Raw genomic sequence first — 19719 nt, 5'->3', positions numbered from 1 at the left:
GACAGTCAAGTGGTGGCCGCGACCCTGCCCGCCGGGCTCTCGGTCACCGCGCGGGTACCCGCGTCGACGGCCAATCTGGGTCCCGGATTCGACTCGCTCGGTATGGCACTCGGCATCTACGACGAGATCGAGGTGCGCACCACCGAATCCGGTCTCACGATCCGGGTCGAGGGTGAGGGTGCCGACGACGTGCCGTGGGGCCCTTCGCATCTGGTGGTGCGGGCGATCGAGCGCGGTCTCGAATCGGCGGGTGTCTGGGCCGACGGCCTCGATGTGGTGTGCCGCAATGTGATTCCGCATTCGCGCGGACTCGGTTCCTCGGCGTCGGCCGTGGTCGGCGGACTGGCCGCGGGCTGCGCCCTCGCCGCCCGACTCGATCCGGCATTGGCCACCGACCCGGCCCGGCTGGTGCAGCTGGCCTCGGAATTCGAAGGCCACCCGGATAACGCGGCGGCCAGCGTGCTCGGCGGAATCGTGGTGTCCTGGACCGAAACCGCCGCCGAAGCGGGCGCCGAAGGCGTGGACGTACCGGATCACAGCCGGATCTACCGCGCGGTGAGACTCGATCCACATGCGTCGCTGCACCCGGTCGTGCTCATCCCCGAGGTGCGTTCGTCGACCGCGCACACCCGCGGTCTACTGCCCGAGACCGTGCCACACGGCGACGCGGCCTTCAATGTGAGCCGTGCGGCGCTGGCCGTCGTCGCGCTGACCGAGCGTCCCGACCTGCTCCTGCCCGCGACCTGCGACAAATTGCATCAGACCCAGCGCGCGCCCGCGCTGCCACTGACGACGGCCTGGATCGCCAGGCTGCGGGCCGCGGGAATCGCCGCCACCGTCTCCGGCGCCGGTCCGACCATCCTGGCCCTCGGGACCAGCGAATTCCCTGCGGATCTGCGCCGACTCGCGGTCGCGGACGGGCTCCGGGTGGTCGAACCGGGACTCGCCGACGGCGTCCGAGTCGGCTGACGGCGAGTCCGTCTTGCCGATGCTTACCGTTGCCAGCTATCCTGGGCAAGTCCGTACATCGTGCGCATCAGACGCCGGTGCTTCATCAGGGCAATCGCTCCAGCAGGCTCCAGGCTCGAGCCTCCAGGCCATGGGGGTGCTGCGTAGCTGCGCAACTGGAATGATCTCTCCCACCTTTCATAATCCGGTGGCGAAGCCGCCGGTCCGGCGGGGCAGGTGATATACGGCATCCGAGTCCGGCACGGTGCCCGGACTGCGGGACGAAACCCTCGACACAGCACACGGCAATCGAGGGAAGGAAAGGATTTCCGTGACAGATACGGACCTGCTCGCGACCCCCGGGGTGGAATCCAACCCGAGTTCCTCGGGTGGCAGCGAAAGTGACTCCGGGCAGATTTCGAAGATGAGCGAAAAAACCGACGTCGCACGATCGGGGCTGACTGGAATGTTGTTGCCGCAGTTGCGCGCGCTCGCGGGGGAACTCGGTATCCGAGGCACCTCCGGAATGCGCAAGGGCGATTTGATCGCCGCCATCAAGGAAAATCAAGCCGGAAAGCCGGCCAAGTCGGACAAGCCCGCGCGCGGCGAGGGGAAAGGTGAGCAGGCGACCCTCGATGTGACGCCGCCCGCCAAGGAAGCCGCTCCCGCGAAGGCGTCCGCACCGGTGAAGGAGAAGGCGACCGAGGTCGCGCAGACGAAATCCGCTCAGGTCGATTCGGCAGCGGTCGAATCCCCCAAGCTCGATTCCCCCAAGGCGGATTCCCCCAAGGCGGAGGCAAGGGCCGACAACGGCCGAGCCGAGACCGCGAAGGCCGACACGGGCGCCGCGGGTGGTTCGGAGACCTCCGAGGATTCCGGCCGCGAGTCGGGGCAGCGCGGCCGTGGTCGGCAGCGTCGCGGTCGTGACCAGGCTCGATCGGGCGGCGGCGAATCGGCCGATGCGCGCGGTGACGAGCCGAAGCAGGATGGTGACCAGGGCGAACGTCGTCGTGAGCGCAATCAGGGCGAACGCGGTCAGGGCGACCGTAACCAGGGTGACCGTAACCAGGGTGAGCGCGATCGAGGCGAGCGCAGCCAGGGTGACCGTAACAGCCAGGGTGACCGCAATCAGGGCGACCGCGATCGCGGTGAGCGTGGCCAGAGCGATCGCAACAGCCAGGGTGACCGCAACCAGAACGGCAGCGCGGGCCCGCGTGGCGATAATCGCGGTGCCGACCGGGGCGGCGACGACGACGAAGGCGGTCGCGGACGTCGCGGACGCCGGTTCCGGGAACGTCGTCGCGGTCGTGACCGTGAAGGCGCCCCGAGCGTCGGCGAGGCACGTGAGCTCGAGATTCGCGACGACGACGTGCTCCAGCCGGTCGCGGGCATCCTCGACGTGCTGGACAACTACGCCTTCGTTCGGACCTCGGGCTACCTGGCCGGACCGAACGATGTCTACGTGTCGATGAATCTCGTCCGTAAGAACGGCCTGCGCCGCGGTGACGCGATCACCGGTGCGGTGCGCGCCCCGCGTGACGGTGAGCAGAGCAATCAGCGGCAGAAGTTCGATCCGCTGGTGCGTCTGGACACCGTCAACGGTGGTGACCTCGAGGCGGCCAGGCGTCGTCCCGAGTTCAGCAAACTGACCCCGCTGTACCCGAATCAGCGACTGCGCCTGGAAACCCAGCCCAACAAGCTGACGACCAGGGTCATCGACCTGATCATGCCGATCGGTAAGGGCCAGCGTGCCCTCATCGTCTCGCCGCCCAAGGCCGGTAAGACGACGATCATGCAGGACATCGCCAACGCGATCGCGACCAACAACCCCGAGTGCTACCTCATGGTCGTGCTGGTCGACGAACGTCCGGAAGAGGTCACCGATATGCAGCGTTCGGTGAAGGGTGAGGTCATCGCCTCGACCTTCGACCGGCCGCCTGCGGATCACACCTCGGTCGCCGAACTCGCCATCGAGCGCGCCAAGCGCCTGGTGGAAATGGGCAAAGACGTTGTGGTGCTGCTCGACTCGATCACCCGATTGGGCCGCGCGTACAACAACTCCTCGCCCGCCTCGGGTCGTATCCTCTCCGGTGGTGTCGACTCGACCGCGCTGTACCCGCCCAAGCGGTTCCTCGGCGCGGCCCGCAATATCGAGAACGGCGGCTCGCTGACGATCATCGCCACCGCGATGGTGGAAACCGGTTCGACCGGTGACACGGTGATCTTCGAGGAGTTCAAGGGCACCGGCAACGCCGAGCTCAAGCTCGACCGCAAGATCGCGGAACGGCGGGTGTTCCCGGCGGTGGACGTCAACCCGTCCGGTACCCGTAAGGACGAGCTGCTGCTCAACCCGGACGAGGCGGCGGTGCTGCACAAGCTGCGTCGTGTGCTGTCCGGACTGGACTCGCACCAGGCGATCGATCTGCTGATCGACCGACTGAAGAAGTCCAAGAACAACCTGGAGTTCCTGATGCAGGTCAGCAAGACCGCACCGGGCGCGCTGGACGAATAACCGAACGACACCGAAAGGGCCTCGCGTACGCGGGGCCCTTTCGGTATTTCCGGCCCGGACGCGGATAAGTTCAGGAACAAACGGCGGGCGGGGGGTGTTCCTCTAGCGTACGAACGGTTCTGGCATACTGGATCGCCGTGCGTCTGTGCGTTCGCGCAGACAATCCCGCCTAGTCGGTTCCGGTTCACGCTCACACTCGTGGGCGACCCGGCGACCAATATCGAGAGGACATCCATGAAGGCAGGAATCCACCCCACCTACGTCGACACCACCGTCGTCTGTGGTTGCGGTAATACCTTCCAGACTCGCAGCACCAAGGAGTCGGGACACATCACCGTCGAGGTCTGCTCGCAGTGCCATCCGTTCTACACGGGTAAGCAGAAGATCCTCGACACCGGTGGCCGTGTCGCCCGCTTCGAGGCTCGCTACGGCAAGCGCGCGGGCAAGAAGGCCGAAGCCGAAGCCGACGCCAACTAGCTTCCCCGCCGACGCCCGGTCCTGCATCGCAGGCCGGGCGTCGGTGCGTTTGCAGCGGCATTCCCGGTGGCCGTGGTCTTCGCCGCCGGGCACATCTGAGAGGGAGCCCAACCCATGACGCAGCCGTCCGCGATCGATGACATTCTGGCCGAGCACGCGGGTCTGGAGATGCAGCTGGCCGATCCGGCCCTGCACAACGATCCGGGTGCGGCCCGCCGAGTCGGCAAGCGTTTCGCCGAACTCGCGCCGGTCATGGCGACCCACGGCAAACTGAGCGCCGCCCGCGACGATCTCGCGGCCGCCAAGGAACTGGCCGCCGACGATTCGTCCTTCGCCGCGGAGGTGCCCGAGCTGGAGGCCCAGGTCGTCGAGCTGGAACAGACGCTGGCCGATCTGCTTGCCCCGCGCGACCCGCACGACGGCGACGACGTGGTGCTGGAAGTGAAATCCGGCGAAGGCGGCGAGGAATCCGCGCTGTTCGCCTCCGACCTGGCCCGCATGTACGTGCGCTACGCCGAACGGCACGGCTGGAAGGTCGAGATCCTCGGTGTCACCGTCTCCGATCTCGGCGGCTACAAGGACGCGACACTGTCCATCAAGAGCCGTGACGCGACCCGCGACGGCGTCTGGTCGCGCCTGAAATTCGAAGGCGGCGTGCACCGCGTGCAGCGGGTGCCGGTCACCGAATCGCAGGGCCGGATCCACACCTCGGCGGCCGGTGTCCTGATCTACCCCGAACCCGACGAGGTCGAAGAGGTGCAGATCGACGAGACCGATCTGCGCATCGATGTGTACCGGTCCTCAGGTAAGGGCGGTCAGGGCGTCAACACCACCGACTCCGCGGTCCGCATCACCCACCTGCCCTCCGGCATCGTGGTGACCTGCCAGAACGAGCGTTCGCAGTTGCAGAACAAGGCCCGCGCCATGCAGGTGCTCGCCGCCCGGCTGCAAGCCCTCGCCGAGGAACAGGCTGATCAGGAGGCCGCCGCGGGCCGGGCCGGGCAGATCCGCACCGTCGATCGTTCCGAACGCATCCGCACCTACAACTTCCCGGAGAACCGGATCGCCGATCACCGTATCGGTTTCAAGGCACACAACCTCGACACCGTCCTCGACGGCGAGCTCGACGCGCTGCTGGACGCCCTGGCGAAAGCGGATCGCGAAGCGCGTATGTCGGGGGAGTGACCCGAATTCCATTCGGCCGAGACAAGACCAGAAGGAAAGGCGGGTGTCGGCCGATGACACGAATCGCGCTGCGTCCGGCTGTCGAAGAGGCCGCCGAGATCCTCGGGCGGGCCGGGGTGCACAGTCCCCGCGCCGACGCCGAGCTGCTGGCGGCGCATCTGCTCGGGGTGCAGCGCACCCGGCTGATCCTGGTCCCGCTGATCGAACCGGAGCAGCTCGAGCGGTATCGCGAACTGGTCGCGCGTCGCGCGCAACGCGTTCCGCTGCAACATCTGACCGGTGTGGCGGCCATGGGGGAGATCGACCTCGCGGTGGGACCGGGCGTTTTCGTCCCGCGCCCGGAAACCGAATTGCTTTTCGCCTGGGCGCTGGCCTTTCTCGAGACCCTGCCGCGCGATCATTCGCCGATCGTCGTCGACCTGTGCACCGGTTCGGGCGCCCTGGCACTCGCCATCGCGCACGCCCGTCCCGACGCGCGGGTACACGCGGTCGAACTCGACCCGGACGCGCTGGTCTGGGCGCGTCGCAATGCCGACGACCGCGCCGCCGACGGTGACACCGCGATAGCCGTGCACGCCGCCGACGTCACCGATCCGACGTTGCTCACCGAACTGAACGGCCGCGTCGACGTGGTCGTCTCCAACCCGCCCTACATCCCCGAGAACGCGGTCCTCGACCCGGAAGTCGTCGACCACGATCCGCACCGCGCCCTCTTCGGCGGGGCCGACGGGCTCGATGTGGTCCGCGGCATGGTCCCGACCATCGCCCGGCTGCTTCGTCCGGGTGGCGCGACGGCCGTCGAACACGACGATTCCAACGGCTCGACACTGGCCGCCCTGCTGAACGCCGAGGTCGGGACGTTCACCGAGGTCGTCGAACATCCCGACCTCGCGGGCCGTCCACGTTTCGTCGTCGCGCGCAGGGCGGTTTCCGTCGATCCGGCGTGATCCGGTCGCAGACCGACGCGGCGTAGACGTCGAGGTCGTCCCGCGGACACGGATGCTCGCTCGTGGAGCCGAACGGCATGATTCGGCTCCGTCGGATCGAGAACGATGGAACGTGGCACCGGTCACCGACACGGTGGGTTCGAGGCCGCGACGGCCTGATACCAGTCGTCGCCGGGTCGCGTGACAGGATGGGTGCCGTGAGTACCGTCTACGACTGCGCGGATCCCGATTCGCGTGCCGCCGGACTGGCCGCGGCCACCAGTGCACTGAAGTCAGGGCGACTCGTGGTGATGCCGACCGACACGTTGTACGGCCTCGCCGCCGACGCGTTCGATTCCGCCGCGGTGAGTTCGTTGCTGGCCGCCAAGCGCCGCGGCCGCGATATGCCGGTGCCGGTTCTGGTCGGGTCGTGGAACACCATCGATGGTCTGGTGTTCTCGGTGCGTCCGCAGGCCCGCGAACTGATCCGAGCCTTCTGGCCGGGTGGCCTGAGTCTCGTTGTGGAGCAAGCGCCTTCGCTGGCCTGGGATCTCGGCGATACCAGGGGAACGGTGATGCTGCGCATGCCGCTGCATCCGGTCGCGCTGGAACTGCTCGACAAGGTCGGGCCGCTCGCGGTGTCGAGTGCCAATGTCTCGGGGCAGCCCCCAGCCAAGACCGCGCCCGAGGCCCGCGATCAGCTCGGCGATCTGGTCGGGGTGTACCTCGACGGCGGTCGTTCCGACCATGCCGTCGCCTCTACGATCGTCGATCTCACCGCGGACCGGCCGCGCATCCTGCGCGAGGGCGCGGTGCCGGTCGAGAAGATCGCCGAAGTGCTCGGCATGGCTCCCGACGAGTTGACCAGTGCCGCTACGCGGTGAGCGGCGACCGATGCGCGAGCGCCGAACGGACCGACGGGTGATCGGGCGGTCTGCCGAATGAGTTCCATCGTTCCGTTGCGCGAGCTGCTGCTCGTCCTCTTGATCTCGGCGACGGTGACATTCCTGGCCACCGGCGGCATCCGGGTGCTCGCGATCGCCTTCGGCGCGGTCGCGGTTCCGCGTGAGCGTGACGTCCACGTCAAGCCGGTCCCGCGCATGGGCGGCGTCGGCATGTACGTCGGCCTGGTCGCGGCGGTGTTGTTCGCGCACCAATTACCCGCTCTGCGCAGGGGTTTCGATTACGCGCCGGATATCCCCGCGGTACTCGTCGCGGCGACGCTGATCGTGCTCGTCGGCATCGTCGACGACCGATGGGGCCTGGACGCGCTGACCAAATTCGCGGGGCAGGTCACCGCGGCCGGTGTGATGGCCGTGATGGGTCTGAGCTGGTACAGCATCTACAACCCGTTCACCAATTCCACGATTTCGCTCGACGCCCTTCAGGGTGGTCTGGTGACGGTCGCCGTCACCGTCACCCTCGTCAACGCGATGAACTTCGTCGACGGTCTCGACGGCCTCGCGGCCGGACTCGGGTTGATATGCGCGGCCGCGGTATTCGTGTTCGCCGTGGGTCTGATGAACGAACAGGGCGGTTCGGTCGACACCTATCCGCCCGCGCTGCTCGCCGCGGCGATGGCGGGCGCCTGTCTGGGATTCCTTCCGCACAATTTCCAGCCCGCCCGAATATTCATGGGCGATTCGGGATCGATGTTGATCGGTCTCGTGCTGGCCGCGATCTCGACGAGTGCGTCCGGCCGGATTCCGCTGCAGGGTTTCGGCCCGCGCGACATCGTCGGTCTGCTCTCACCGCTGCTGCTGGTCGGCGCCGTGATGTTCATTCCGGTGCTCGATCTCGTATTGGCGATCGTGCGCCGCGTCCGTGCCGGGGTCAGTTTCTCGACTCCGGACAAAATGCACTTGCATCATCGCTTACTACAGATCGGGCATTCGCATCGTCGCGTGGTGCTGCTCATCTATTTGTGGGTCGGCGTGCTCGCGTTCGGCGCGGTCGGGAGTTCACTGATGGACCGGAGGCTCGTCGTCCTGCTGATGGCGGGCGGGCTGGTCTTCGCGCTGGTGGTGACCGCTATTCCCGGTATGCGACGCGGGGAGCCCGCGGGCGACCAACAGCCGCACGGGTAAAGTCGGTCCACGTGAGCGAGCGGATCGACAATACGGCGTCAAGTAAAGACGCGACCGTCCAGACCGTCAGCGAGGCCCGAGCGTGAGCTTCACCCCGACCCCCGTCCCCGGTCCCGACGCGCCCCTGCGCGCGGCACTGCGTTACGGCCTGATCGGCCTCGCGGTGCTGATCGTGCTCTCGGTCGCCATCGCGACCGCCACCGCGGGTGTCGAGGGCCTCTGGGGCGCTCTGCTCGGCGCGGCCATCGGCGGCGGATTCATCCTCACCACGGCGGCCGTGATCCTCTTCGGCGCGAAGCTGCCGCCGAGCACCGCGGGCCTTGTGATGCTGGTCAGCTGGGTCGGCAAGGTGCTCGTCGTGCTGATCGTGGTCGGCGTGCTCAACAACTTCGACTTCTACAACCGCACCGCGCTGTTCCTCACCGTGATCGGCGCGCTGCTCATCGTCCTCGGGGCCGAGACCTACGGCGTTCTGCGCCAGAAGGTTCCGTACGTGACGACGCCCGCGGGAGACTCCGAACCGGGCCCCGCCGCCGAATAACATCACCCCCCTACACAGCGTCGTAGATAACTTGGTAAAGTGTTGGTAAGCAAGCGACCAAGTAGGGGGGATCGACCGGATCCCTCCCGGTGCCGCTATGCTTACTGCCGTGCCGGGCTCCGAGGGGTTCCGGTTCTGCATGTCGACGAACGTCGCCGACACACGTACAGACGCCCGGGCGGGTTTTGCCGCGCAGCTGCTGACGAATTTCGAGCCGACCTGAGTCGACCCAATTGATCGTCAATGTCCGATCGAACCGCGGGAATGAACGTACCCGCGGCCCGAACACGGGAGAGAACGCTGAGCGTCACCACTCTGGCGGGCGAGTTCCACGCGCCGTCGCTTACCGACTTCTTCCCTCCAGCTGTGCTGTTCGAGGGAACACCGTTCGAACTCGATCGGTTGATGCTGATTCGGTTGCTGATGACGGCGGTTCTGGTCGGCTTCATGCTGCTGGCATTCCGCTCGCCGAAGCTCATTCCGCGCGGTATCCAGAATGTCGCCGAGACCGGACTTGTCTTCGTCAAGGAACAGATTTGCGACGAGATCCTCGGTAAGGAAACCGGTCGCAAGTTCTTCCCCTTGATCGCGACCATCTTCTTCACGGTCCTCTTTCTGAACTTCTCCGGCATCGTTCCGGGTTTGAACATCTCGTCGAACGCCCGAATCGGTATGCCGCTGGTGCTGGCAGTCGTGGCCTATGTCGCGTTCAACTACGTGGGTATCAAGAAGTACGGATTCCTCAAGTACATGCGCAGCAGCATCGTGGTGCCGAATGTGCCGCCCGCGCTGCACGTACTGCTGATCCCGATCGAGTTCGTCTCGACCTTCATCCTGCGTCCTTTCACGCTGACCGTCCGACTCATGGCCAATATGCTGGCCGGCCACATCATGCTGGTGCTGTTCTTCAGCGCCACCTGGTTCTTCCTCTTCGATGCCGCCGCCTGGATGAAGGTGTTCTCGCCGTTCTCGCTGCTGGCCGGACTCGGCTTCACGCTGTTCGAGATCCTGGTCATCTTCCTGCAGGCGTACGTGTTCTCGCTGCTGACCGCCGTCTACATCGGCCTCGCGCAGCACGCCGACGACCACTGATCCGACCCGAACCAACTAACTGCCAAACCTGCTACACCGTGCCGACCGGCCGGTGAGCAACAGAAAGGGAATGGAAGACTCATGAGCCTCGCGTACCTGGCCCAGGAAGCTGCTACCTCCGAATCGACGTTCAAGGGCTTCGGCGCCATCGGCTACGGTCTGGCCGCCATCGGCCCCGGCATCGGTGTAGGCATCGTCGTCGGTAAGGCCATCGAAGGCATCGCCCGCCAGCCCGAGCTTCAGGGCACGATCCGCACCAACATGTTCCTCGGTATCGCGTTCACCGAGGCGCTGGCGCTGATCGGTCTCGTCGCCGGCTTCATTTTCTGATTTCGATGTACCAGTACAGTTTGCTCGCCGCGTCGGAGGGTGAGGATGTCAATCCCCTCATCCCCGAGGTGTACGACATCGTCTGGTCGGTGGTCTGCGTCGCGATCATCGCGTTCGCTTTCTACAAGTACGTCGTCCCGCGCCTGACCAAGGTGCTCGACGAGCGTTCGGACAAGATCGAGGGCGGAATCGCCCGCGCCGAGGCCGCGCAGGAAGAGGCCCAGGTCACGCTGCAGCAGTACCAGCAGCAGTTGGCCGACGCCCGCCTCGAGGCCGCGCGTATCCGTGAGGATGCCCGCACCCAGGGCCAGCAGATCCTCGCGCAGATGCGCACGGAGGCCCAGGCCGAGAGCGACCGCATCGTCGCCGCCGGTCACAGCCAGCTGGAAGCCCAGCGCCAGCAGATCCTGACCGAGCTGCGTTCCGAAGTCGGCCGTACGGCCGTCGACCTGGCCGAGAAGATCATCGGACAGTCGGTTTCGGACGAAGCCAAGCAGTCGGCGTCGATCGAGCGGTTCCTTGCCGAACTCGACGACACCGATGCCGGCATCGGGGTCGGAAGGTAACGACGCGAAAGTGAGAAGCATGTACGCAGCGAGCCGCGAGGCAAGCGCCCGGTCGCGGGAGGCGCTTCGGGCCGCTCTGACCGGAAGCAACGGTGTCGCCGCCACCACGGGCTCGGAACTGTTCGCCGTTGTCGCCGTGCTGGACGATCAGCGTTCGCTGCGTGTTGCGCTCGCGGACGTGTCGGTACAGGGCTCGGCGCGCGCCGAGCTGAGCGAGCGGGTCTTCGGCGGCAAGGTCAGCCCCGCCACGCAGGCGGTGTTGACCACCGCGGTGGCACAGGACTGGTCCCGTACCGCCGATCTGGTCGACACCCTGGTGTTGCTCGGCCAGGAGGCACTGCTGGAGTCGGCGGCCGACAGCGGCCGGCTCGACGCGGTCGAGGACGAGTTGTTCCGGCTCGGCCGGATCGTCAGCGACAACCCGGATCTGGAGCAGGCGCTGTCGGATCGTGCGAAGCCCGCATCGGCCAAGCGCGAACTGCTCGCGGGACTGCTGACCGGCAAGGTCGAGCCCATCACCCTCACACTGGCCGAACAGGTGGTGACCCGGCAGCGCGGCGGCATCGACACGTCCTTCGACGAGTTGGCCGACCTGGCAGCGGGCCGTCGCGACCAGATCGTCGCGCACGCGCACGCCGCGACCGCCCTGACGACGCAGCAGCGGGAGCGGCTCGCCGCCTCCCTGGGGCGCATCTACGGCAAGCCGGTCACGGTGCACGTGCAGGTCGACCCGAGTCTGCTCAGTGGCCTCGTCGTCCGCGTCGGTGACGACGTGATCGACGGCAGTGCCATCGGCCGACTGGAGCGGCTGCGTCGCGAACTCGCCTGAGTCCCGCAGCGCACCACCAACCGACATTCGAGACCCACACAGCGAGAGCAGGAAGAACATGGCGGAGCTGACGATCTCCTCCGACGAGATCCGTAGCGCGATCGAGAGCTACACACAGAGCTACACCCCCGAGACCTCCATCGAAGAAGTCGGTGTGGTCACCGACACCAGCGACGGCATCGCGCACGTTTCCGGCCTGCCCTCGGCGATGGCCAACGAGCTGCTCGAATTCCCGGGTGGCGTGCTCGGCGTGGCGCTCAACCTGGAGGACCGCGAGATCGGTGCGGTCATCCTCGGCGAGTACGCCCAGATCGAAGAGGGCCAGCAGGTTCGCCGTACCGGTGACGTGCTCTCGGTCCCGGTCGGCGACAAGTTCCTCGGTCGCGTGGTGAACCCGCTCGGCCAGCCCATCGACGGCCTCGGTGAGATCGAGGCCGAAGAGCAGCGCGTGCTGGAACTGCAGGCCGCGAGCGTGCTGGAGCGTCAGCCGGTCGAGGAGCCGCTGGCCACCGGCATCACCGCCATCGACGCGCTGACCGCGATCGGCCGTGGCCAGCGTCAGCTGATCATCGGCGACCGCAAGACCGGCAAGACCGCGGTCACCATCGACGCGATCCTGGCGCAGAAGGCGAACTGGGATTCGGGCGACCCGGCCAAGCAGGTGCGCTGCATCTACGTCGCCATCGGTCAGAAGGGTTCCACCATCGCGGGCGTCAAGTCCGCGCTGGAGGCCCGAGGTGCGATGGAGTACACCACCATCGTCGCCGCGCCCGCGTCGGATTCCGCCGGCTTCAAGTGGCTCGCGCCCTACACCGGTTCGGCTCTGGGCCAGCACTGGATGTACCAGGGCAAGCACGTCCTCATCGTGTTCGACGATCTGACCAAGCAGGCCGAGGCGTACCGCGCCATCTCGCTGCTGCTGCGTCGCCCGCCGGGCCGCGAGGCGTACCCGGGTGACGTCTTCTACCTGCACTCGCGCCTGCTCGAGCGCTGCGCGAAGCTGTCCGACGCGCTGGGCGCGGGCTCGATGACCGGTCTGCCGATCATCGAGACCAAGGCCAACGACATCTCGGCCTTCATCCCGACCAACGTCATCTCCATCACCGACGGCCAGGTCTTCCTCGAGTCCGACCTGTTCAACAAGGGCGTCCGCCCGGCGATCAACGTCGGTACCTCGGTCTCCCGCGTCGGTGGCGCCGCTCAGACCAAGGGCATGAAGAAGGTCGCCGGTTCGCTGCGTCTGGAAATGGCGCAGTTCCGCGAGCTGGAGGCGTTCTCCGCCTTCGCCTCGGACCTCGACGCCGCGTCGCTGGCGCAGCTCGAGCGTGGCGCCCGCTGGGTCGAACTGCTCAAGCAGGATCAGTACTCGCCGGTCGCGGTCGAGGACCAGATCGTCTCGATCTACCTGGTCGACGCCGGCTACTACGACTCGGTTCCGGTCGCCGACATCCGCCGCTTCAACGCGGAGCTGATCGAGGACCTGCACCGCGACGCGGCCGACGCCTTCAAGTCCATCGAAGGCGGCAAGGTGCTCACCGGTGACGCGGCCGACGCCATCAAGGCGGCGACCGACAAGTTCAAGCAGGGCTTCCTCGCTTCCGACGGCAGCCGCGTGGTGAACGAAGCCGAAGCGGGCGAACTGGACCACGAAGAGGTCGAGTCGCTGTCGGTCACCCGTAAGCACGTCGAGAAGTAAGCGCGGATCAGCGATGCTTTTTCCGATCTGCGGCACGAGCGGGCACGGGGGCGACGTCACGCGTCGCCCGGTCGTGCCCGCCCAGGCCGCCCGTGCGAATGAAGGGAGTGTGAACCGTGGCAAATTTGCGTGAATTGCGCTCCCGCATTCGTGGTGTGAATTCGATCAAGAAGATCACCAAGGCCCAGGAGCTGATCGCGACCTCGCGAATCTCCAAGGCGCAGGCCAGGGTCGCGGCGGCGAAGCCGTACGCGGAGGAGATCACCAAGGTTCTCGGGGAACTGGCGAGCGCGTCGCAGAATCTGTCGCACCCGCTGCTCACCGAACGTCCGAACGCGCGTCGTGCCGCCGTCCTGGTCATCACCAGTGACAGCGGTATGGCCGGTGGTTACAACTCGAACGTGCTCCGGCGCGCCGAAGAGCTGATGACCACGCTGCGCGGCGAGGGCAAAGAGCCGGTGCTGTACGTGATGGGCAAGAAGGGTGTGACGTACTACACCTTCCGTGGCCGGGACCTGATCGGCTCGTGGGCCGGGTTCTCGCAGCAGCCCAAGTACAGCGATGCCTCGGCCGCGTGCGCGCATCTGGTCGAGAGCTTCATGGCGGGCTCCGAGAACGAGGTTCCGAATCCGGACGGCAGCGGCGATATCGCGGGCGTCGACGAGTTGCACATCGTGTACACCCGTTTCGTCTCGATGCTGACCCAGACCCCCGAGGTGCGCAGGCTCGCCCCGATCCAGGTGAGTTTCGTCGACGAGAACTTCGACCTCGGCGAGGACAGCTTGTCCGACTCGCCGACCGCGCAGATCTCGGCGCAGTACGAATTCGAGCCCGACGCCGACGTACTGCTGGCGGCACTGCTGCCCAAGTACGTCAACACGCGTATCTACGCGTCGTTGCTCGAGGCCGCGGCATCCGAGTCCGCGGCTCGGCGCACCGCAATGAAGGCGGCCACCGACAACGCGAACGAACTCGCCAGTGTGCTTCAGCGCGAGGCGAACTCGGTCCGTCAGGCCCAGATCACGCAGGAAATCAGCGAAATCGTCGGCGGCGTGAACGCGCTGGCGTCGAGCTCGGACCGCGACTAAGCGCCGCGGCATGAACAACTGGCCCGAACGCGGCGGCTTGCGTAACCACGCAGGGCCGGTGCATGCCGCAAATCGACACAGAGAGAACCAATCCAAATGACCGCAGCTGTCACTCAAGACAACACGAGCCGGACCGGCGCAGCCGCAGGCCGCGTCGTCCGGGTCATCGGCCCCGTCGTGGACGTCGAGTTCCCGCGTGGCGCGATCCCCGAGCTGTTCAACGCTCTGCACGCCGAGATCACGCTGACCTCGGTCGCCAAGACCCTGACCCTCGAGGTCGCCCAGCACCTCGGCGACGGCATCGTGCGCACCATCTCGATGCAGCCGACCGACGGCCTGGTCCGCGGCGCGTCCGTCTCCGACACCGGCAAGCCGATCTCGGTGCCCGTCGGTGACGTCGTCAAGGGCCACGTGTTCAACGCGCTCGGCGACTGCCTCGACACCCCGGGGCTCGGCCGCGACGGCGAGCAGTGGGGCATCCACCGCAAGCCCCCGAGCTTCGATCAGCTCGAAGGCAAGACCGAGCTGCTCGAGACCGGTATCAAGGTCATCGACCTGCTGACCCCGTACGTCAAGGGCGGCAAGATCGGTCTGTTCGGTGGCGCCGGTGTCGGCAAGACCGTGCTGATCCAGGAGATGATCACCCGTATCGCGCGTGAGTTCTCCGGCACGTCGGTGTTCGCCGGCGTCGGCGAGCGCACCCGTGAGGGCACCGACCTGCACCTGGAAATGGAAGAGATGGGCGTCCTCCAGGACACCGCCCTCGTCTTCGGCCAGATGGACGAGCCGCCGGGCACTCGTATGCGCGTCGCCCTCTCGGCTCTCACGATGGCCGAGTACTTCCGCGACGTGCAGCACCAGGACGTGCTGCTGTTCATCGACAACATCTTCCGGTTCACCCAGGCCGGTTCCGAGGTGTCGACGCTGCTCGGCCGCATGCCCTCCGCCGTCGGTTACCAGCCCACGCTGGCCGACGAGATGGGTGAGCTCCAGGAGCGCATCACCTCGACCCGTGGTCGGTCGATCACCTCGTTGCAGGCCATCTACGTGCCCGCCGACGACTACACCGACCCGGCCCCGGCGACCACCTTCGCCCACCTGGACGCGACGACCGAGCTTTCCCGCCCGATCTCGCAGAAGGGCATCTACCCCGCCGTCGACCCGCTGACCTCGACTTCTCGTATCCTCGAGGCCTCGATCGTCGGCGATCGGCACTTCGCGGTGGCCAACGAGGTCAAGCGGATCCTGCAGAAGTACAAGGAACTGCAGGACATCATCGCCATCCTCGGCATGGACGAGCTCTCCGAGGAGGACAAGGTCCTCGTCGGTCGCGCCCGTCGCCTGGAGAAGTTCCTCGGCCAGAACTTCATCGTGGCCGAGAAGTTCACCGGTCAGGTGGGCTCGGTGGTTCCGCTGGAGCAGACCATCGACGACTTCGACCGCGTCTGCAAGGGCGAGTTCGACCACTTCCCGGAGCAGGCGTTCAACTCCTGCGGTGGTCTCGACGATGTCGAGGCGGCTGCCAAGAAGATCGCCGGGAAGTAGTCACCCATGGCCGAAATGTCAGTAGATCTCGTCGCCGTCGAGCGTCGGCTCTGGTCGGGTCAGGCGTCGTTCGTCAGCGCCCAGACCACCGAGGGTCAGGTCGGCATCATGGCGGGCCACGAGCCGCTGCTCGGCCAGCTGGTCGAGGGCGGCATCGTGAACATCGTTCCTGTCGAGGGCGAGCGGATCGTCGCGGCGGTGCACGGTGGCTTCTTCTCGGTCACCGCCACGTCCGTACGGATCCTGGCCGAATCCGCTGAATTCGCGGGTGAGGTCGACGTGGAGGCGGCCCGCAAGGTGCTCGCCGACGCGGCGGCCACCGACGAAGACCAGAAGGTGGCCCAGGCTCAGGTGCGCGCGGTCGAGAAGGTCGCACAGCTCTGAGACCCTCTGGTTCGTGAACAACTCTCCATAGGTCCGATTGTCGGCGGCGAAGATATCTTCGCCGCCGACAACGGTATTCGGGGCATCCAGCCCCACCTGTTCGGCCGTTTGTACACTCGTGTTTGAATATCGAATCGGCAGGGTATCCGGCGGGGCTCGTGAACGGCCGTCGAGAAGGGACGAACAGCATTGCAGACCGGGATGGTTGTTCTGATCATTCTGGTGTCGGTGCTGGTCGCACTCGCCCTGATATCCGTCTACCGGCTCGTCATGTTGCGCCGCGGCGGAACGGCAGCGCTGCTGCGGGTGCTGCCCGCGCAGGGGGGCCAGGGCTGGCGACACGGTCTGATCCGGTACGACGAGGATCGCCTCGTCTTCTACAAGCTCACGAGTCTGCGACTCGGCCCCGATTCCACCATTCGACGGCGTGGTATCGAGATCGGTGACCGTCGAGGTCCGGTCGGCGACGAATACGACATCATGACCGAAGACATCATCGTCACCGCGGTCGCCGACGCCGACGGCGACTACGAGCTCGCCCTCGATCGCGGCGCCCGCGCGGCCTTTCTCTCCTGGGTCGAATCCCGCCCGTCGGACCGCACCCGCCGCATGCCGGGGATGTAGCCGCCCGGCGTTACGCTCGGGAGCGCAACGACCGAATTCGCCCGCGCGGACTCTCGTCGCCGGGAACCCCCGGCAGGCAGCGTCGCGACCGGCGAGAACACGCGGAGAGGCGGACAGCCGCATGAGTGTGCACCTGACTCGGATCTACACCAGGACCGGTGACGACGGGACCACGGGCCTGAGCGATTTCTCCCGGGTCGACAAAACCGATCCGCGACTGGTCGCCTACGCCGACTGCGACGAGGCCAATGCGGCGCTCGGCGTCGCGATCGCGCTCGGACAGCCCGATCCCGCATTGCTCGGGGTGCTGCGGCAGGTGCAGAACGACCTCTTCGACGCGGGCGCCGATCTGTCGACCCCGGTCGTCGCCGAGCCGAAATACCCGCCGCTGCGGATCACCCAGGACTACATCGATCGGCTCGAAGGCTGGTGCGACGAGTTCAATGCCGAACTGGCGCCGCTGAATTCGTTCATCCTTCCCGGCGGCACCCCGCTGGCCGCGCTACTGCACACCGCGCGCACCGTGGCGCGGCGGGCGGAGCGGTCGGCGTGGGCCGCGGTCGCGGCTCACCCCGAAGACACCGCCGTCCTGCCCGCGAAATATCTCAACCGCCTGTCCGACCTGCTGTTCATCCTGAGCCGGGTCACCAACCCCGAGGGTGACATTCTGTGGAAGCCCGGCGGCGGTAAGAAGGATCAGTGATTCCGCGCCGTAGGGCGTGGTTCGCGACGCTGTAGGCGCCGTGCCGCCCGGTGTGATGGAGGCGGAGGCCCCGCGCCGCGTTCGTCGTGGTTCGCGGCGCCGTGCGGGCCCGGTGTGAGGGGGAGGAGTCCCACAGCGCCGCGTTCGTCCACCGATCAGTGCCGACCCGCATGGCCCCACCGTCCGGGTCGAATTTCGAAACAAGTTGCGAACCAATAGGTTTCAACCCGCCGATCGCGCGTGCCTCGCAGGCGGCGGCGAAATCCTCCCCCGGCATGTCATCGATCGATGTCATCGACGTGCCACGTCGTCCCGGTGATGACGGGGAGCGAGGCGCGACCGGACACGCCGACCACCTGATCACCCCGGATCAATCGGTGTGGCATTCCCGAAGTGTCGAGTTCATTCCACCGTCGAGGCTGTCACCCGAGGCCGTGTCGTGCCGCACGAGCGGATCGTGCCGTGGTGTACGACCCGGCCGGAAGTGAGAGCGGATTCCGATCTCCGCCGCGCGAGGACTTCGGGACGAATCAGACAACCGACCTGTCCGTCGGTGTACCGGGATCGCGTACACGCGCGTATCTCCCGCCGACGATGGATAAGCTAGCCGGTGTGAGCGAACGGTTTCTGGTCACCGGGGGCAACAGGCTCGTCGGCGAAGTCGCAGTGGGAGGCGCTAAGAACAGCGTCCTCAAGCTGATGGCTGCTGCCCTATTGGCGGAGGGGACCTCGAGGATCACCAACTGCCCCGACATCCTCGACGTGCCGCTGATGGCCGAAGTGCTGCGCGGACTCGGCTGCGAGGTGACCATCACCGACGAGTCGCCCGGCGATCGTTCCGTGGTGACCATCAACACCCCGGCCGAGCCGAAGTACCACGCGGACTTCCCCGCGGTTACCCAGTTCCGCGCATCGGTCTGCGTCCTCGGACCGCTGATGGCGCGGTGTAAACGCGCCGTTGTCGCGCTGCCCGGTGGCGACGCGATCGGTTCGCGTCCACTCGACATGCACCAGGCGGGCCTGCGACTGCTCGGCGCGACCAGCGAAATCGAGCACGGTTGCGTCGTCGCGCGTGCCGACGAATTGCAGGGCGCGCGGATCCGGCTGGATTTCCCCTCGGTCGGCGCGACGGAGAACATCCTCATGGCGGCGGTACTCGCCGAGGGGGAGACCGTCATCGACAACGCGGCGCGCGAACCCGACATCGTCGACCTCTGCAACATGCTCGTACAGATGGGCGCCCGGGTCAGCGGCGCGGGTACTTCGGTGCTGACCATCCAGGGGGTCGAGCGCTTGTCGCCGACCGACCACCGCGTCATCGGCGATCGCATCGTCGCGGCGACGTGGGGGATCGCCGCATCGATGACGATGGGCGATGTGAAGGTCACCGGGATCAACCCGAAACACCTGTCCCTGGTGCTCGACAAACTGCGCTCGGCGGGCGCGCGCATCTCCTTCGACGTCGACGGCTTCCGTGTGGTGCAGCCGGAGCGTCCGCGCGCGGTCAACTTCTCGACCCTGCCGTTCCCCGGATTCCCGACCGATCTCCAGCCGATGGCGATCGGCCTGGCGGCGATCGCCGACGGCACCTCGATGATCACCGAGAACATCTTCGAGGCGCGGTTCCGTTTCGTGGAGGAGATGATCCGCCTCGGCGCCGACGCGCGTACCGACGGACACCACGCCGTCGTCCGCGGAATCCCGCGACTGTCCAGCGCTCCCGTGTGGTCCTCCGACATCCGCGCCGGCGCGGGCCTCGTGCTCGCCGGCCTGGTGGCCGACGGAGTGACCGAAGTGCACGACGTCTTCCATATCGACCGTGGTTACCCGAATTTCGTGGAGCAGCTCCAGTCGCTGGGCGGCCTCGTCCAGCGCGTGGGTGGCACCGACTGACCTTTCCGGCAGGTTACGTCGATACCGCATCGATGAAAACTGTTCCTGACCAGGCGATTTGACATCGTGCACGCCGACACGTAACTTTATCCAAGTCAGAGCGACACGGACACCGACCCGGGGCTCAGCGGAGACGCTGAGAACGCTCAACGGAAACGTTGGGACAGGGAAACGAGGTAGTACGAGGAGCGCCTGGCGATCGCACTGGTTCGGTTGAGATCCTGGATTTGGTTTCGGGTGATTGGCTGCGCTAAGCTGGATAAGTTGCCTCACTGATTGATCGAGCGGATTGC

At 66.6% G+C, this 19719-nt stretch carries 19 protein-coding genes; all 19 read left to right on the top strand.

The features are described from left to right. Window positions 1-12 precede the first annotated feature (12 nt). The 19 genes from thrB to murA all read left to right on the top strand — a co-directional run bounded on the left by thrB (window position 13) and on the right by murA (window position 19426). Complete coding sequence (gene thrB / locus JZ792_RS35125) at window positions 13-969, top strand: homoserine kinase (RefSeq protein ID WP_216917212.1); 957 nt, start codon at window positions 13-15, stop codon at window positions 967-969. A gap of 310 nt (window positions 970-1279) precedes the next feature. Continuing rightward, window positions 1280-3460, top strand: coding sequence for a transcription termination factor Rho (gene rho / locus JZ792_RS35120; protein ID WP_216917211.1), 2181 nt, complete (start codon window positions 1280-1282; stop codon window positions 3458-3460). 234 nt (window positions 3461-3694) lie between these two features. Then, the gene (rpmE, locus tag JZ792_RS35115; protein WP_216917218.1) at window positions 3695-3937 is read left to right on the top strand and encodes a 50S ribosomal protein L31; all 243 of its coding nucleotides are present in this window, start codon (window positions 3695-3697) and stop codon (window positions 3935-3937) included. A gap of 114 nt (window positions 3938-4051) precedes the next feature. Next, window positions 4052-5122, top strand: a complete 1071-nt coding sequence (gene prfA / locus JZ792_RS35110; RefSeq protein WP_216917210.1) for a peptide chain release factor 1 — start codon at window positions 4052-4054, stop codon at window positions 5120-5122. Between the two features lie 53 nt (window positions 5123-5175). Next, window positions 5176-6069 carry a peptide chain release factor N(5)-glutamine methyltransferase gene (gene prmC / locus JZ792_RS35105; protein ID WP_216917209.1) on the top strand — a complete coding sequence of 298 codons (894 nt, stop codon included), beginning with the start codon at window positions 5176-5178 and terminating at the stop codon, window positions 6067-6069. Between the two features lie 197 nt (window positions 6070-6266). After that, the gene (locus JZ792_RS35100) at window positions 6267-6932 is read left to right on the top strand and encodes an L-threonylcarbamoyladenylate synthase (RefSeq protein WP_109529257.1); all 666 of its coding nucleotides are present in this window, start codon (window positions 6267-6269) and stop codon (window positions 6930-6932) included. Window positions 6933-6989: 57 nt separating this feature from the next. Beyond that, window positions 6990-8135: a glycosyltransferase family 4 protein gene (locus tag JZ792_RS35095; RefSeq protein WP_216917208.1), complete on the top strand. Its 1146-nt coding sequence runs from the start codon at window positions 6990-6992 to the stop codon at window positions 8133-8135. Window positions 8136-8217: 82 nt separating this feature from the next. Then, window positions 8218-8676, top strand: a complete 459-nt coding sequence (locus JZ792_RS35090; protein WP_216917207.1) for a Cg1360 family ATP-synthase-associated protein — start codon at window positions 8218-8220, stop codon at window positions 8674-8676. A 264-nt stretch (window positions 8677-8940) separates the two neighbouring features. Continuing rightward, window positions 8941-9768, top strand: coding sequence for a F0F1 ATP synthase subunit A (gene atpB, locus JZ792_RS35085; RefSeq protein WP_494402352.1), 828 nt, complete (start codon window positions 8941-8943; stop codon window positions 9766-9768). An 81-nt stretch (window positions 9769-9849) separates the two neighbouring features. After that, window positions 9850-10098, top strand: coding sequence for an ATP synthase F0 subunit C (locus tag JZ792_RS35080; protein WP_040704792.1), 249 nt, complete (start codon window positions 9850-9852; stop codon window positions 10096-10098). Between the two features lie 5 nt (window positions 10099-10103). Then, entirely contained in the window at window positions 10104-10664 is a 561-nt protein-coding gene (locus JZ792_RS35075; protein WP_109529192.1) for a F0F1 ATP synthase subunit B, read from the top strand. 19 nt (window positions 10665-10683) lie between these two features. After that, window positions 10684-11493, top strand: a complete 810-nt coding sequence (locus JZ792_RS35070; RefSeq protein WP_216917206.1) for a F0F1 ATP synthase subunit delta — start codon at window positions 10684-10686, stop codon at window positions 11491-11493. 58 nt (window positions 11494-11551) lie between these two features. Continuing rightward, window positions 11552-13189, top strand: a complete 1638-nt coding sequence (gene atpA / locus JZ792_RS35065) for a F0F1 ATP synthase subunit alpha (protein WP_216917205.1) — start codon at window positions 11552-11554, stop codon at window positions 13187-13189. A gap of 116 nt (window positions 13190-13305) precedes the next feature. Next, window positions 13306-14277 carry a F0F1 ATP synthase subunit gamma gene (locus JZ792_RS35060; RefSeq protein ID WP_216917204.1) on the top strand — a complete coding sequence of 324 codons (972 nt, stop codon included), beginning with the start codon at window positions 13306-13308 and terminating at the stop codon, window positions 14275-14277. 96 nt (window positions 14278-14373) lie between these two features. Next, window positions 14374-15822, top strand: coding sequence for a F0F1 ATP synthase subunit beta (atpD, locus tag JZ792_RS35055; protein WP_109529188.1), 1449 nt, complete (start codon window positions 14374-14376; stop codon window positions 15820-15822). A gap of 6 nt (window positions 15823-15828) precedes the next feature. Next, the gene (locus JZ792_RS35050; protein WP_216917203.1) at window positions 15829-16206 is read left to right on the top strand and encodes a F0F1 ATP synthase subunit epsilon; all 378 of its coding nucleotides are present in this window, start codon (window positions 15829-15831) and stop codon (window positions 16204-16206) included. A 201-nt stretch (window positions 16207-16407) separates the two neighbouring features. Continuing rightward, entirely contained in the window at window positions 16408-16830 is a 423-nt protein-coding gene (locus tag JZ792_RS35045; RefSeq protein ID WP_216917202.1) for a DUF2550 domain-containing protein, read from the top strand. Window positions 16831-16951: 121 nt separating this feature from the next. Next, a complete protein-coding gene (locus JZ792_RS35040) occupies window positions 16952-17533 on the top strand; it encodes a cob(I)yrinic acid a,c-diamide adenosyltransferase (RefSeq protein ID WP_216917201.1) in 582 nt (193 codons plus the stop codon). Between the two features lie 612 nt (window positions 17534-18145). Next, on the top strand, window positions 18146-19426 hold the full coding sequence (gene murA, locus JZ792_RS35035) for a UDP-N-acetylglucosamine 1-carboxyvinyltransferase (RefSeq protein ID WP_216917200.1): 1281 nt from the start codon (window positions 18146-18148) through the stop codon (window positions 19424-19426). The last annotated feature ends 293 nt before the right edge of the window (window positions 19427-19719 follow it).

The sequence above is a fragment of the Nocardia noduli genome, assembly GCF_019038455.1.
GTDB classification, from domain to species: Bacteria; Actinomycetota; Actinomycetes; order Mycobacteriales; family Mycobacteriaceae; genus Nocardia; species Nocardia noduli.
This window is presented reverse-complemented; position numbering and strand designations above follow the sequence as displayed.